19 protein-coding genes and 1 other annotated feature are annotated in these 15,208 nt (G+C 37.7%); of the genes, 4 read left to right on the top strand and 15 right to left on the bottom strand.

Annotated elements, in window-relative coordinates; translation table 11 throughout:
- A partial coding sequence (locus ACYSNQ_RS11580; RefSeq protein ID WP_426083485.1) for a transposase occupies positions 1-305 on the top strand: 305 nt, incomplete at its 5' end.
- A gap of 60 nt (positions 306-365) precedes the next feature.
- On the opposite strand, the gene ACYSNQ_RS11575 is transcribed toward ACYSNQ_RS11580, so the two are convergent.
- The 11 genes from ACYSNQ_RS11575 to ACYSNQ_RS11525 all read right to left on the bottom strand — a co-directional run bounded on the left by ACYSNQ_RS11575 (position 366) and on the right by ACYSNQ_RS11525 (position 7,947).
- Complete coding sequence (locus ACYSNQ_RS11575; RefSeq protein WP_426083483.1) at positions 366-1,463, bottom strand: glycerol dehydrogenase; 1,098 nt, start codon at positions 1,461-1,463, stop codon at positions 366-368.
- Between the two features lie 608 nt (positions 1,464-2,071).
- Entirely contained in the window at positions 2,072-2,602 is a 531-nt protein-coding gene (locus ACYSNQ_RS11570; protein ID WP_426083482.1) for a hypothetical protein, read from the bottom strand.
- A gap of 142 nt (positions 2,603-2,744) precedes the next feature.
- On the bottom strand, positions 2,745-3,113 hold the full coding sequence (locus ACYSNQ_RS11565; protein WP_426083480.1) for a hypothetical protein: 369 nt from the start codon (positions 3,111-3,113) through the stop codon (positions 2,745-2,747).
- 571 nt (positions 3,114-3,684) lie between these two features.
- Positions 3,685-3,861, bottom strand: a complete 177-nt coding sequence (locus ACYSNQ_RS11560; RefSeq protein WP_426083478.1) for a hypothetical protein — start codon at positions 3,859-3,861, stop codon at positions 3,685-3,687.
- Positions 3,862-3,894: 33 nt separating this feature from the next.
- Positions 3,895-4,410, bottom strand: coding sequence for a hypothetical protein (locus ACYSNQ_RS11555; protein WP_426083476.1), 516 nt, complete (start codon positions 4,408-4,410; stop codon positions 3,895-3,897).
- Between the two features lie 11 nt (positions 4,411-4,421).
- The gene (locus tag ACYSNQ_RS11550; RefSeq protein ID WP_426083475.1) at positions 4,422-4,775 is read right to left on the bottom strand and encodes a hypothetical protein; all 354 of its coding nucleotides are present in this window, start codon (positions 4,773-4,775) and stop codon (positions 4,422-4,424) included.
- Positions 4,776-4,945: 170 nt separating this feature from the next.
- Positions 4,946-5,239, bottom strand: a complete 294-nt coding sequence (locus ACYSNQ_RS11545) for a hypothetical protein (protein ID WP_426083473.1) — start codon at positions 5,237-5,239, stop codon at positions 4,946-4,948.
- 280 nt (positions 5,240-5,519) lie between these two features.
- Positions 5,520-5,852 carry a hypothetical protein gene (locus ACYSNQ_RS11540; RefSeq protein ID WP_426083471.1) on the bottom strand — a complete coding sequence of 111 codons (333 nt, stop codon included), beginning with the start codon at positions 5,850-5,852 and terminating at the stop codon, positions 5,520-5,522.
- 11 nt (positions 5,853-5,863) lie between these two features.
- Entirely contained in the window at positions 5,864-7,276 is a 1,413-nt protein-coding gene (locus ACYSNQ_RS11535; RefSeq protein WP_426083469.1) for a T7SS effector LXG polymorphic toxin, read from the bottom strand.
- Complete coding sequence (locus tag ACYSNQ_RS11530) at positions 7,266-7,637, bottom strand: hypothetical protein (RefSeq protein WP_426083467.1); 372 nt, start codon at positions 7,635-7,637, stop codon at positions 7,266-7,268. The genes ACYSNQ_RS11535 and ACYSNQ_RS11530 overlap by 11 nt, the downstream gene beginning before the upstream one ends.
- A gap of 4 nt (positions 7,638-7,641) precedes the next feature.
- Positions 7,642-7,947, bottom strand: a complete 306-nt coding sequence (locus tag ACYSNQ_RS11525) for a TIGR04197 family type VII secretion effector (protein WP_426083465.1) — start codon at positions 7,945-7,947, stop codon at positions 7,642-7,644.
- 460 nt (positions 7,948-8,407) lie between these two features.
- On the opposite strand from ACYSNQ_RS11525, the gene ACYSNQ_RS11520 reads away from it, so the two are divergent.
- Positions 8,408-8,566, top strand: a complete 159-nt coding sequence (locus ACYSNQ_RS11520; protein WP_426083464.1) for a hypothetical protein — start codon at positions 8,408-8,410, stop codon at positions 8,564-8,566.
- Positions 8,567-8,635: 69 nt separating this feature from the next.
- On the opposite strand, the gene ACYSNQ_RS11515 is transcribed toward ACYSNQ_RS11520, so the two are convergent.
- On the bottom strand, positions 8,636-9,586 hold the full coding sequence (locus ACYSNQ_RS11515; RefSeq protein ID WP_426083462.1) for a homoserine O-succinyltransferase: 951 nt from the start codon (positions 9,584-9,586) through the stop codon (positions 8,636-8,638).
- A gap of 3 nt (positions 9,587-9,589) precedes the next feature.
- Positions 9,590-10,861 (bottom strand): O-acetylhomoserine aminocarboxypropyltransferase/cysteine synthase family protein, encoded by a 1,272-nt coding sequence (locus ACYSNQ_RS11510; protein WP_426083493.1) that lies wholly within the window; start codon positions 10,859-10,861, stop codon positions 9,590-9,592.
- Positions 10,862-11,033: 172 nt separating this feature from the next.
- Positions 11,034-11,295 (bottom strand) — a binding site (T-box leader).
- 258 nt (positions 11,296-11,553) lie between these two features.
- Here ACYSNQ_RS11510 and ACYSNQ_RS11505 point away from each other — a divergent pair.
- Positions 11,554-12,030 carry a hypothetical protein gene (locus ACYSNQ_RS11505; protein ID WP_426083460.1) on the top strand — a complete coding sequence of 159 codons (477 nt, stop codon included), beginning with the start codon at positions 11,554-11,556 and terminating at the stop codon, positions 12,028-12,030.
- Positions 12,031-12,625: 595 nt separating this feature from the next.
- On the opposite strand, the gene trhO is transcribed toward ACYSNQ_RS11505, so the two are convergent.
- Together trhO and ACYSNQ_RS11495 are read right to left on the bottom strand one after the other, a co-directional pair.
- On the bottom strand, positions 12,626-13,567 hold the full coding sequence (gene trhO / locus ACYSNQ_RS11500; protein WP_426083458.1) for an oxygen-dependent tRNA uridine(34) hydroxylase TrhO: 942 nt from the start codon (positions 13,565-13,567) through the stop codon (positions 12,626-12,628).
- 305 nt (positions 13,568-13,872) lie between these two features.
- The gene (locus ACYSNQ_RS11495; RefSeq protein ID WP_426083456.1) at positions 13,873-14,247 is read right to left on the bottom strand and encodes a VOC family protein; all 375 of its coding nucleotides are present in this window, start codon (positions 14,245-14,247) and stop codon (positions 13,873-13,875) included.
- Positions 14,248-14,345: 98 nt separating this feature from the next.
- Here ACYSNQ_RS11495 and ACYSNQ_RS11490 point away from each other — a divergent pair, with 98 nt between their 5' ends.
- Positions 14,346-15,155, top strand: a complete 810-nt coding sequence (locus ACYSNQ_RS11490) for an MBL fold metallo-hydrolase (RefSeq protein ID WP_426083454.1) — start codon at positions 14,346-14,348, stop codon at positions 15,153-15,155.
- The last annotated feature ends 53 nt before the right edge of the window (positions 15,156-15,208 follow it).

Here is a 15,208-nt window from a genome sequence, read left to right as displayed (position 1 = left end):
CAGAATGCAAGAAGAAGCTTTCAGATGAAAAAACAGGTTCGATTTATCGACAACGGAAAATCGATGTAGAACCAGTGTTTGGGCATCTAAAGGCTCATTTGGCGTTCCATCGTTTCCATTTACGTGGAAAACAAGGAGCGAAGATTGATGTTGGTTTGGCTCTCATGGCACTAAATCTAAGAAAATTAGGAAAATATATGGAGAGAAAGAGAAGGGAAGAAGAAAAAACAAGCCCGATTTTGACATTCGTCATCAAAATCGAGCTTGTTTTCTTTTTGAGAGTGGATTATGTCCCACTCCCTTAGAAAAAATCCAAACTGTATAATTCGGGATACCTCTATTTTCAATAAGCCCGACTTATTTTTTTAAACTGAACAACTGCGAACAAAAGCATCCAATTGGCGAATCCCCTGTACAATATCTTCTTTAGTCAATGTAAATGGCATTTGCCGTAAGCTGTCTCCGATTGAAAGAGATTGCTCCGCTATTTTTGAAAGCTCTTTTTCATTCTGAACATCTAGCCCCAGTGCCTCACAAGTAGTTGGCAGATTCAATTGCCGGAAAAATACTAGATAGCGTTTAAGTACTTCCTCCGGCTGCTTCTCAAGAACCAACTGAACTAATGTCGTATATGCAATCTTTTCTCCATGCATCAGCTGATTGACTTTGCCCTGAATAGCAGAAAAGCCATTATGCAGCGCATGAGCCGCTGCTAGTCCGCCGCTCTCGAATCCCAATCCACTCATCAACGTATTCGCTTCGACAACTGCCTCAAAAGCTTCTGTTACTTGTTTGTTCTTATTGTCTTCATATGCCTGCAAACCGTAGGTGAAAAGAACTTCTTCACATTTCTCAGCAATTGCCAGCGCCGTCAGCGTCGGTTTTTTCCCTAAAACATTTTCTCCGTGCTTCTTTTTAACAGCTCTTGCTTCTACCGCTGTTGAAAGTCCATCTGCAATCCCAGCTGCCAGCAGTCGAGCCGGAGCATTGACAATGACTTCCGTATCTACAATAACTAAGTCAGGATTTTTTCGGTAGAATTGATACTCTTTAAAGCGGCCGTCCTCTTCATACAACACTGATATTGAAGACGTTGGAGCATCGGTAGAAGCTGTTGTCGGCAGTACAACCATCTTTAGATTTTGTTTTGCCGCCACAGCCTTACCCAAATCGATAACCTTACCGCCGCCCAGTGCAATTACAACCTCAATCTCTTTATCTGCTATCCCTTTCAAAAGCTCCTGAATATTCTCCTCTGAAACCTCGCCAGAAAAAACAGCCGTTCCAACCAACAATCCGCCTTCAGTCAAGTAGTTCTTATAGCCTTCACCAATCATTCCCCAGACGAACTCATCTGTTAGTATGAGAACCCGATTCCCCAATTCTTCTATATATTTACTACTGTCTTTTAAACAGCCTTTCCCCTGCACATATTTAGATGGGCTGATAAATAACTTTTCCAATGCAATCACCTCTTTCATTCAGTTTGGCACAAATACTATCTTCAAGCAATAAAAAGTTCAAATAATCACACTATCGAAAAAATGAGACGGTGAAATAACAGACATAAAATAATACTGACTGAGCCAGCTCCACTTACCTGAAAAATTCTAATCGAATCGTAAACAAGCAGTGATTGATTGAATAGGCAGCTACTCATTTCAAATATTAAATTGAAGTCGACTGCTCATGAAAATAACAATATCAGCAGGATTGGTAAAATCCTCTTTTGGTAATAAAAAAGCTCAGTACAAAACCAGAAAATCTCTGATCTTTATTCCAAGCTTTCCAATTTATTCAGTTTTTCCCTTGCCAACACAACTTGACACAGCATCCAAAAAATTTATTCTAGTTTTTTGATTTGAACAACTGCTTCTTTTTCTGTCTTCAAGATTGGCAAAATGTTCCCCTCTACTTTTACACCAATTTTTTTACTATCTAAATACTCTATATCAATTGAAAGAGCACCCAGCAAATCAACGTTTCACATAACGCTGACCTCCAAAATTTTATTTATTCATCTTCTGGTTTGCATAGGATATTTAAACATTCGGTAAACGCATAAGTACGATTATTCATCCTCGACCTCAAAATCTTCATCATACTCCCAGGGTTCCTCTTCTGCTACCATTGTTACTGCTTCTTTTAAACTTAAATCATTAGCTTTATCATAGGTTAAGCTCAGTATATCTTTATGATTTTTTTCAAATTCTGCTACTGATTGCCAATTTTCCGAACCATTTTCGCTTATTCTTCCGCCTAAATCTTTTGCTAGTTCTATTGTCAGAATATACATAGCACGTTCATCTACTGTAAGTATTTTTACATGCTTTGAGACAATTTCAATAATCTTTTTCTCTTTATGATAATTTAACTCAATATCTTGAAACTGAAGTGGTGATTTTTCTTTTTTCCATCTTTCATCGTTTAGCCACTTATCTAATGATAAACTCAAATAGAAACTATTTCTCAGTGTTTCATCGTTTCCAACGTGAGATATTTCTAACTCTTTTCCATTCTTTTCTTTAAACCACATGACTTCAGCTAGTTCACGATATCCCCAAGACGTTTTCTTTCCGTTCGTTTCAACATATATTCGCATTTGCTCACCCCTATTTTGCTTTTAGCCATATCCAGACTCGATATTAGCAGCTCCGCACTACGCATAACGTTGCCCCCCTATAATGCTTTCATTCTTCTTCTGATTCATGCCACATGGACATGAAAATACTTCCCTAATTTCCTTATTCTCTGGCTCCACCTTTTATTATTAGCTTTCCATCAAAGTATCCTTTTGCAAAATAATTAATATCTTTTAAATTAGTGTATTCCTTATATTCGATTACATAAGATTCTAAGTCTTTTGTTGTCAGTCTACCTATTTTAATTGTATCACGTTCAAAGTTTTTAACATCAACACCTATCATTTTGGCATAACCTGAGCCTTCTTCTGCCTGTATAGTATATTCTAAATCAGCCAAAGATTCATAAATACCCAGACATTCATAGCAACGATAAATAGGTTCATTGTTCATTTTTGAGCGAAACACTTCTATCAAGCCATATTCACCACAAAAGGGACACATTATATCGTTAAATTCATTTTTATACATTTAATCACTCCTTAAAGTATCGTTTGTCATGGTTACCGCGACATTGGTTTGTTCCTGAATTTCACCAACAAAAAAATAAGTCCCATCTGTTATCTCCTTTTCCAAGGAATTTCTAAATACTTCACGTTGTTCTGAACACAGGAATCTCTTTTGATTTCCACTATTTTTTTGATATTTTTAAAACGGCTCACAGTAGCTCTCCGTCTAAAGCAATGGTGAGTTCCGTGCTATTCAATGAGATACCATTAATCATTTTTTTGAAAGGAAATATCCACTCTTATTTCTATGATATGACATTCATATATTGGACAAAATAAAATCAGTAAAGAGAAAGATTCCTAAATGAAGAAATAGAAGAGAATATGCTCACATAATGAACATACCATCCTCTATTTACCTTACTCTATATAATACGCTTGTTGGAAACACACATCCATCTTTTCGGAATGCCGCTGAAAACATTCTCTTTTCTGTTATTCGAGCTCATCTTTTATCTTGTACCCATATATGTTTTCAGATTGTCCGTCACCTTTTTTGCGTAGCTTCAGCTGCTTACTTAACATTAATGATACTAGCACTCTTTTACAGTCAAATTCCCTGGAACATTTCCTATTACAGTAAGAACGTCCTTTTCTTTTTCTACCTTCCAAATCGGCAATATATCTCCATCGACTTCTACACCGATTTTTTGAATATCTAAATAATCGAGATCGATTGAAAGAGCACTCAGTAATTCAGCACTTCGCATAACTGGGACCTCCTAAATAGGATCGCTTTGCATTTACTCACTAGTAACTTTGAAAAAAGTTTCTGTTAATTCATCACTTGAAAAGACAGCAACGGGGCTTGAAAAACCTTCTAACTCGCCTAACCAACTACTCTCACCCTCCCACTCTTGGTGAAATCTGGTTGTTAGTATATTATCATTAATTCCAAATATATAAATAATCCTTTTGGAGGTTAATAACTGCAAGCGAGCGTTAATATTTTGAACAAATATCCTCGCAAGCTGCACTTGTTCTTGAATAGTTAGCGACTGTTCAAAAAAATCAATCATTCGAATTTCATTTGCAGAAGCTTCATACCCCGTTCGATCAAGAAAATTTTTTAAATGAGCTTCAAAATTTTCCTGTGACATACTAAATTCTCTGTTTGAAAATATTAAGCATCCATATACATCAACTAAACGTTTATTAAAAAAGCTGTTCAGTTCATCTAAGGTAAATTTTAATGCTTGTGAATTTTCAAAGTTTTCAAGTTCACCTATTTCTTTTTTCCATGCTTCATTTGACTGCACTGTTTTCCTCCTTACTTTATTATCAATCGCCCATTAATGTAACCTTTAGCGTAATAATCAATTTCTTTTAAAGGGGGGAGTTCCTTATAATTGACTCTGTATTTCTCTAAATCTTTTGTTGTCAATCTGCCTATTTTAATTGTATCACGTTCAAAGTTATCAACATCAACGCCTATCATAGCTGCATAACCTGAGCCTACCTCTACTTTGACCGTATACTCCAAATCAACTAGAGACTCATAAATACCAAAGCATTCATCACACCTGTAAATTATTTCATTGTTCATTTTAGATTTGAATTTTTCTACTATGCCATTATAGTTGCAATAGGGGCATACTATCTCGTTATTTGTGTCTTTATACATCATTTTCTCCTTATCATAACTGATCTCTAGTAGCAACTACAATTCTATCGATTTTAATCGTGTCATTCAAAATAGGGTCTCAAAGCACTTCTTATTATAATAAGAGAATCATTTTCTTTTTTTTCGCAATCGGCATAATGTTGCCAACTAAATAATTTAATTAATCTATGCTAGTTTCCCGTATACCTCACAATATCTGGAAAGGGAACTGCCTCAAATTTAAAAATGATACTTCCTTCATCAAAGGAGTCTGATTCTGGACTTTCTTTAACTTTTGATACTAGGAATGTGAGCCCTTCTTCAATAAATATTGGTTTAATGTAATCAGGAATTTCGTCTATATTAAATTTGCTTATCAAAATTCTTTGGTCATAATCACTTGCGAATATTTTTTTACGCCAATAGTCCGTCTGACTGACATCTAAAGCGACATCTTCTATGCTGACTATATATTTTTCATACATCAAATCATTATCTATATTTGCTATCTCCTTTAGTCCCAATTTACATAGTTACTGAAATCTGTTTTGAATTTATTTATCTGTTCTAATGTCAATTTTGACCACCTATTACCCTGTAATCTCATTTGAAGATTGCTCTTAGTTACATTATTCATGGTAGTTACGATTTCACCATTAGCTTCTAACACATGGACTCGCCCGTTTTAACCTTTGACTAACCAAATGATATCTATGATGATATAAACAATGAAGTTTATTTTTTGTATAACCATTTCTCGCAAGTCTAATCTCCATTAGCAACGACAATATTACTATTTTTAATTGTGTCATTTAAAAACTGAATTGTTTTATCTAAGCCAGGATCATCATCATCTTTGTAATTCAATAAACTTTGTTTTTTCTTGATTTCTTGAAAAACCGATAATAATGTTTTTTGCTTTGATACACTTAGCACAGTATCTCCATATGGATCCAAATCGAACAGTTCTTGAATCTTATCATCAAAAAGGTATCTGTTTTGATAAACTAACTCTAAAAAGTTTTCATCCAGTATTGAAAAATCTGATTGAAAACATAATTTACCATCTTTATCTTGTTTTAAAAATGCTATACTCACGTTAATCATCCTTATTTTATTGGGTATGCTGTAATAACATCTCCAAAGTTATTTATAACTACTTTCACTTTGTTTAGTGTTCTGCCATAAATATCTGTACCGACTATATGATTGTACTTTAATTCAAAAATATAACCTGATCTTCCAGAAGTATTTGGCTTAACAACTGACTGACTATTCTTTAAAACGTCATCAATTGTCTTTTTTATATCTATATTTGAATTGAATTTAGATTTCGTTGTATTCAATGAGTTATTTGAATGTTCATGAAGTATATGATTATTATACGTACCTTCACTTAATTTATAATTTTTTCCAGTCTGGCGTGCAATAGCTTGGTCAAATTTTCCAGAAGTACTACCTTGACCTTTTCCGCTCGCCATAATCGTAACAACACCACCGCTAGTAATCACAAAACCTTCTACTGTTTTTAGTAAGGCTTCTTTGTTCACTGTCAGGGTTTGCGCCAGAATAGCAGTACCTCCTGCATTTGTTGCTATAACCGGCATTCCATCAAGCATACCTTTTACGCCAGTGATTGTCACTATTGACCCACCTATTGCAAACGCTACGCCGACAAAAAGAGTTGCTAATAACAACTTTTCTTCAGTGGTTAATGGATTTTCCAACAGTTCTTGCCGCTTCTTCAAGGCAAGATACGTTTTGTATTGTAGCGTTGCTTCCGGATCTAATTCTCCATTTACATAGACCTCATAAATCACTGTCCCGTTGGGTCCTTGCGTGGGTCGTAATTCGTAGTCCAGCAAATTCTTCATCAGTTTTTCTTGAATCGCCTGTTCCCGCTCTTGCCACTTCTCTTGAATCGGTTTTACCCAGGTCATATCAAGTCTGGTCACATCAAAAGTTCCTGAAGCTGGATTCCAGGCACCGCCTTTGTTCAACTCTGCAATCGCTCGCTCCAGGTTTTCAATGTTTGCCTCTGCTTCAGAAAATATACCGGCAGATACACTATCAAAAGTATACAACTTCTGCAGTCGTTCTTCTAGTTTAGCAATGCTTCCCTGAACACTCATATAGCACCGTTCTAGGTGTACGTTCTGTTCCTCCAGCTTATCCATTACATTTGCATACGAGCGCAATAAGCTCTGTCCTTGTTGGATCTGATCACGCAACCGGTCTTCTTCGATATCCCCGCCACCGACTATTTCCTGAAACTTTGCCGGGTATTTTTGGTGGGCTTCACTTAATGACTCAGCTGCAAGGATTAAGGCATTAGAAAGTGGGGGATAGACAGCCATAAAATAACGTCTTGCAGAATCATAGGTTTTGCCGGACAAGGGTGCATTTAAATAGGCATTCATCGCATCTTTTAGCAGACCGGCATCCTGAATATATTCGTTTGCAAGGGTCACGGCGACATTGGTTTGTTCCTGAATTTCACCAACAAAAAAACTAAGTCCCATCTACCTTCTCCTTTTCCTTCGTATTCTCGAACAATTGATCTTTTCTCGCCTGAAGTAATTCCTCTTCAGTAACGAGCAGCTGCTTTGATTCCTTATAAAGCACTTCTTTCTGCTCCTCCAGTTCAAAGAAATTCTTTTTATGAGCAGCGGTTACTTCATCCTCTTCCAAACTAAAATACTGCCGTATATCTTCCTCTTCATTAAACTGAAGAACATCAGCAAGATATTCCTGGTGTTGGCTTGATAAACGCTGGCAGTCCTCTTCCAGTTCCTCCAGCTGCCACCGCTGCTTCCGATTTAGTTCCTGATCCTCCGAAACCCGAGAAAGCTGTCGATTAATTTGACCTTCATTCATGGTCAATCTCTCACCTTCTCCCTGGTCCCGCAAGAATGCTTAAGCCGTTAAATCCTTTACCTAGCTGCTGGTCAATAGCAGCAAACTCACTCGCAACGGAATGAATGTTGTTTCCATCCCTGGTTAATGCATTTGAAATCTGTCCACCAACACCGCTCATCCGGCTTATAACGTTTTGTGCGCTGCTCTGACCGGAGACATTTGTTCTATTAGCAGCTGGTCCTGGCTGTGACATACTATTTAAGGCACTAGCTGCTTGGCTAAATCTTGACGAAACTGTTCCAGCAATAGAACCTGATACATTCAAATTGCTCATTAAGTAATCACTCCCTTGTTGTTATACAAATGAAAAACACTATTTGTATATTTATCTTACCATATAGGAAATACAATTAACCATCAGATTTTTCATGTCTTCTTAAAGTTCATGAGATTCAGTCAGAAAGCGTGTATACGTTGAAGCAGTTTTTGTTTAATAAGAGCGTACGAAAAATGGACATATAAGAATCCAGTATTTCTACTGTTCTCACACGTCCATTTTGTATGTCTATTCAATTTAATTGGCGAAAACATTTTTATCGACTTTCATTTAGACAACTTTACTTATAAGTTTTGCATTTTATTCTTTATATACTCTTCAGCAAATTCTTCATCACTCAACCAGGCATCGATAGCATTTTTTCTATTATGACCGACCTCCGCTTATGAATCTGCTCAACAGAATCATTTCCTAATTTTAGAGCGTATCTGAAACCCTAGCGGCGAATATTTCCGAGATGGTTACGAAACTTGTCTCGTCGGCAGAAATTTTCGCTTATGCGCCACATTGCCAGTTCTGTTTGCCTAAAGACTTGCTGACAGAATGGTATGCGTACGAAAGTAAACGTCATTTTTCAATCAATAGTATTAAGAATGACTACTCTGAAATGAGCTAGCTTGTGGTTTTGCTTGTTTTCCACAATAATCCCTGAAAAATCGGATGCCTCTCTACTTTTCAACCCCCTCTAGTCTCTCTTCTTACGACTGTTCAAACGTTTTTGCTGTTCATCGATTATTGCTTCCAGCTTATAAGGAGTTAGCTGATAGACATCATTCAGCCAATTATGATACAACAGGTGTGCATGTCCTCGCCAAGTATTGACCACCCTCTGGTCCACACAATCATCGGTAAAATAATTGTGTGGCAGCGCCGTATCCAGCCCTTTCTCCTGATCCCGCAGATATTCCTGCTGCAATGAATTTGTATCGTATTCAAAATGACCCAGCAAGAAAATATCATGGTCATCAGTAGAAACCAAGACCGTTGCGCCAATATCCTGATTTTCAGCAATAACTTTTAAGCGGCTGCTGTCTATTTGAGCTTCATTAATCCCTGTGTATCTTGACTGCGGGGCATTAAAACAATCGTCAAACCCTCTGAACAGCCGATGACTATGCTTCATTTCCTGACTGTAAATGCCAAAGAGTTTTCTGTCATAGCTGGTTTTAGAGACCTGATAATGATGATACAGCCCCGCCTGTGCTCCCCAGCAAATATGAATAACCGAGGTCACATTTGTTTGGCTCCAATCCATAATCTGAACCAGCTCCTGCCAGTAATTCACCTCTTCAAAAGGCAGCTTTTCTACAGGTGCTCCTGTAATAATCATTCCATCGTACGTACTGCTCTTAATTTCCTCAAAAGAAAGGTAAAATTTAGCCAAATGATCTATACTAGTATTTTTATGAACATGGGAAGAAATCTTTAAAAAATCTACATCAATTTGCAGCGGACTCTGGCTTATTAAGCGCAGCAGCTGAATTTCTGTATCAATTTTGTTTGGCATCAGATTTAAAATCAACAGCTTTAATGGACGAATATCTTGAGCAGCGGCCCGCTCATTATCAATAGCAAAAATATTCTCCGTTTCTAATACTTGCTTAGCTGGAAAATTTTCAATCAGTTTAATCGGCATTCCTTAAGCCTCCAACTGCTCAAAAGCTTGTTTTAAATCAGCCAAAATATCATTAACATTTTCAATGCCGCAGGAAATCCGAACTAGTCCGGCTGAGATACCGGCAGCCGTCAGCTCTTCATCTGATAACTGACGGTGTGTTGATGTTGCTGGATGAAGCGCACAGGTTCGAATATCAGCCACATGAACCTCCAAGGAAACAAGCTTAAGTGCATCCAGCCACTTAGCCGCAGCTTCTTTTCCTGCCCTAATTTCAAATGAAATGACGCCGCATAACCCATTTGGAACATATTTTTGTGCCAGCTCATAATTTTTATCGGTTTCTAATCCTGGATAGGTAACAGAGGATACACTAGGCTGTTCCTTCAAAAATTTTGCAACAGCTAATGCATTTCCATAATGCCGGTCCATTCTAACTGCCAAAGTTTCCATCCCCAGATTTAATAAAAAGGAATTTTGAGGCGACGGTGTGGCTCCTAGGTCTCTCATCAACTGAACCCTAGCCTTTGTAATATAGGCTGCTGGTCCGAAAGTTTCGGTATAAACCAAATTATGGTAAGTTACATCTGGTTCACTCAACTGCGGAAATTTCCCATTATTCCAATTAAATTTTCCACTGTCAACTATAACCCCACCCGTCTGAACCGCATGACCGTCAAGATATTTCGTTGTACTGTGGATAACGATATCAGCCCCATATTCTATTGGACGACAGAAATACGGTGTAGCAAATGTATTATCAATAATGAATGGCAAATCAGCACTATGGGCAAGCGCTGCAAATTTTTCAATATCCAGTACATGCATAGCCGGATTAGCGATAGTCTCAGCAAAAACTGCTTTGGTATTTGGCTGAATTGCCTTTTTAAGTTCTTCCAGTGGAGCACTCTGATCAATAAACGTAACTTCAATCCCCATTTTTCTAAACGTATGAGCGAATAAATTAAAGGTGCCGCCATAAACATAGGAAGAAGAAATCAAGTGATCTCCTGACTCTAAAATATTCAGAATTGCAAAGAAAGTAGCAGCCTGCCCAGAAGATGTACACAATGCAGCCACGCCTCCTTCCAAGGCAGCAATCTTTTCTTCAGCTGCATTTGTTGTCGGATTGCCAATTCTGGTGTAAAAATATCCTGCTTCCTCTAAATCAAACAGCTTGCCGATTGCTTCTGTTGAGTTATACGTATAAGTCGTGCTTTGTACTATTGGTACTACCCTTGGTTCGCCATTTCCCGGTTGATATCCAGCATGTAGACATTTCGTTTCAAATTCCATCATTGATTCCTCCAGTATTTTTTCATTTTATTCTTGTTTTGCTCTGCTCATACTTTTTTAGATAGGTTTATCAAACAAGCTCACGCTTTCTCAACCCGCCCTTTACGAAGTATTTCGGTAAAAAACTACAGCAGTCAAAACCGAATACAAAAAAACTCCCATCCTTCGTTTCCGAAAGGACGGGAGTTAAACTCCGCGGTACCACCTTTATTCACTGTCTCTTCACAGAAACAGCCTTAACCAGTATAACTGTATAGAAATACTCCCAGTTCATACTGCTGTGCTGTATCGGGCACTCCCGCCGAACGCTTATCCTCAAACTCACGTTCATCTGCTCAAAGGCCATCTTCCAAATCAACCCGTCTGCTTCTTTTCACCACCCGAAGCTCTCTTAGAAACCTATTGATTTGTACTCTTCTTTTCAAAGCAACTACTCTATGTTATTGTTTACAACTATACTCGATTTTTCATAGTCAGTCAATAACAAAAATGAGTCTTTAATGAAAAATCATCATCATTTTCTCATAATGAAACAGGATACTTTCTTCAGCTCTGTAGTCCTTTCACTATCTAATTTCCAGGCAGCTCTAAATCTAAAAAGCATTGGTTTCTATCTCCCTAATCCTTTCAGTACCATGCTATAATAGAAAAAGAGTAACTAAAAAAAGAGTTACCGGTAAAGGAGCTTCATTGTGAACACACAAATTAATCCGAAATTAGAACAACAAATTACAGAGGCCTTAATTGACGCCTATCATGCTTATTACGATAAAAACGAGACATATACACAGCTTAGTGAAAAAATCAGCTCAGAAATGGGCAGCTTTTATATGAATGAATTTTCGAATTTAGCATATAAAGACACCAGAGTATTCTCTTTTACCCTTGGTGAAAAATCATTTATCGGCTATCTTTTATGGTCAAAAGAACTGGAGATTTACGGAACTGAGTCTGGTCGCTTCTTTATCCTGCTAACTGGCTTTGGTTTTATTTCTGGCGTGGAGATTGTGAATAACGGAGAAGCGAAAGTAACTATTTGGAAGGATTTAACCGGAGAAAAAACAGTTGAAGAATTACTGGCAAGCTTAAAAGATATCCATAAGAAAGCTGATTTCACCGCTGAAAATCCGCTGATTCAAAAGTATATCGATATTCTGCATACTTTATAAGATAATAAAAAACTGGCACAGATAATCCTATCAACCTCGAAGAGCTAGACTGAAAAATCAGCTTTTCGAGTTTTTTTATAGAATAAAATAGAGTCTGGGACATAAACAAAATTCCAGACTTTTGACATCCCTAAAACCGAATAAATGGTATTCCAAAAGCAGCTTTCTCGGAAATAAGCCGAATAATCTCAAAAATATGAGAAGCTCCAGGTAGGTATCAATCAACAGCCACTCGGTTCCCTCGTAGTGTTTCTTGACAATTTTCGGATTATTCTTCTTATTGCTGTGAAACACAGTGAGGGACAAGCTGATGTTAAACAGTACCTACTTGATTATCGGAGCTGAGCACTTTTGTCACAACCTCCTGCCTGCTCTATACTTCGAATAAAAAAACCTGAAACAAAACCAGCCAGTTTTCGCTGTTTGTTTCAAGTTCTATGATTTTATTCAGTTATTGGTTTTATCAACCTATTTCAACAGCAGATTTTCCATTTCCATACTCATCTACTAGTTTTTCTTTTTAGAGAAACAAAAAAATGCTTTGATTGGTTAATAGAAGAGCTCGGAAAAGCCGTTTGATTTTCTCCATATAAAGCTAGTTTATTCCAGCAGTCAGAAAATCAGCTACTTGTTCTTCACTGAATCCATGTTCTTTTACATAGCGGTTGGCTGGATGTTTACTGCATTCGTCACAACAGCCGCCAAGATGTTTTTCCTCATTTTCTTCTGAGCTTAAAATTTGTCTGTTGCAGTAAGGATTGGCACAGTTAATATAACGTTCACAAGGGGTTCCGTCAAACCAGTCTCTTCCGATAATTTGCTTATCCACTTGATTAATCTCTACACTGATGCGTTCATCAAACACATACATTTTACCGTCCCAAAATTCCCCCTTGGTTTCCGGGTTCATCCCATAATTTGCAATTCCTCCATGAAGCTGCGCGACATCGTCAAAGCCTTCGCGAAGCAGCCAGCCGGAAAATTTCTCACACCGGATACCACCGGTACAATAAGTGACAATTTTTTTATCCATCAGCTGTTCTTTGTTGTCCCGAATCCACTTCGGCAGCTCTCTAAAGTTGCGAATATCTGGACGTACTGCTCCTCTAAAGTGTCCCAAATCATACTCATAATCATTTCGTGCATCCAGCACAATCGTATTTTCATCAATTAGTGCTTCCCGGAACTCCTTTGGTTCAAGGTAATCGCCTGTTAGCTGCAACGGATTGATATCGTCCTCCAAATTCAGAGCAACTAGCTCTTTTCTGGGACGAACAAACATTTTCTTAAATGCATGCTCTTCCGCTTCATTTATCTTAAAAAACGTATCCTTAAAACGTTTATCTGCCAGCATAACCGTCATGTAGCGATTCGTTTCATTCGTTGTACCAGACAGTGTCCCATTGATTCCTTCTTCTGCCACTAGAATCCTGCCTTTTAAGTTCAGCTCTTTGCATAAAGCCAGATGTTCTTTAGCGAACTGCTCCAGATTGTCAATTTGTACATATTTGTAATATAGAAGCACTTGATAGTCCATGATAATTCTCCTTTTCTAAATCATACCTTATCAGTATATAAAAGGAAAAAACCAAAGCGCCAGCTTTATGCTTGTAGCTTTCTACACAAGAAGTTTTTAAGAAAATGAGGAACATTGAAATACTTAGTGTCATTCTTGATACAAAAAAGCAGCTGGAGTATTAAAGAAACAAGGCAAATTTGCATAGTTTCCTTTCTCTAGCAAGTAGGCTTCAGCGTCACATTTTCCAAATTTATTCTTGGAGTGACTTATTAAAAAACCCTCAGTTAGATTTTTAAGTCTAACTGAAGGGAGCAGCGATTTCTTTATTGACCGGAAACGGCAAAATAATTTCCATCATTATCTGAAAAATTAAAGACAAGCTCTCCTCCGGGAAGCTGAACCAGCTCTCCCACAGTTACATGTTTGTCCTTCATATCTTTATACAGCTCCTCAATCCCTTCACTGAAAAACATCAACGAAGGCGTGTTGCCTGCAACTTCAGGTGAATGCTTTTGAATAAAAGCCAGCTCATATAAAACGATTTTAGCACTTGAGGAATTCTTTGGAGCGATTTCTACTACCAGCGTGCCGTCCACTGCATCCCTTTCTAATTCCACAAAGCCGATACTTTGCCAAAACCTGCTTGACTCCTCTACATTATTTACATACAACATAATCTTTACTTGATCTGAGAACATCTCACTAATTCCTCCTAAATTCTCTTTTTAACCTTCCCTTAACATTCTAACTTATGTTATGCTAAAAAAATACACATTTGTTTTAAAGGAGGCAGCCAATGAAATTAACCGTCCTTGTCGACAACAACGTCTATATTGACCACTATTATTACGGAGAGCCTGCTCTGTCCTTTTTTTTAGAAGATAACGAAACAGCCATCCTTTTTGATACTGGCTACAGCGATATTTTTTATAAAAATGCTGCAAAGCTAGCAGTTGATTTAGCTTCAACTCAAAAACTGGTTCTTTCTCATGGTCATAATGATCATACTGGCGGTCTGAGCTACATTGACTTATTATTTACAGAGACTAAACCGGAAATCGTTGCTCATCCGTTAGCCTTTTTTCCAAAAAGAGCTGAAGAAGGGGTAATTGGTTCACCACTGACTGTAGATGATCTGCAAAGAAACTACCCGCTCACGTTAGCTAAAGAGCCTCTGCCTCTCTCAGATAATCTCCTTTTCCTAGGAGAAATTCCTCAGCTTGTTGACTTCGAGCCGCGGCAGCAAGTAGGTGAAACCAGATGCTCTGAAGAATACACGGCAGACTACGTAATAGACGATTCTGCCATTGTTTATAAAGGCAGCAGCGGTCTCTATATCATCACCGGCTGTTCCCATAGCGGCATTTGTAATATCTGTGAATATGCAAAATTGGCGACAGGAGTAACAAAAATTGCTGGTGTAATTGGGGGCTTCCATTTATTTGAAGAAAATGAGCAGCTGGATAAAACGATTGCCTATTTCAAAGAAAACCAAATTACTGAGCTCTATCCTTGTCATTGCGTATCATTCAATGCTAAGGCTGCTATTCATCAGGAAATTCCTATTGGTGAAGTAGGTGTTGGCATGACACTCGAATGGCACTGAGTCTCCAGCTCGCCAACTACTATCAAAAAATAAAAAAGAACCACGACTGGATT

The organism is Enterococcus sp. LJL51 (assembly GCF_054871795.1).
This window is presented reverse-complemented; position numbering and strand designations above follow the sequence as displayed.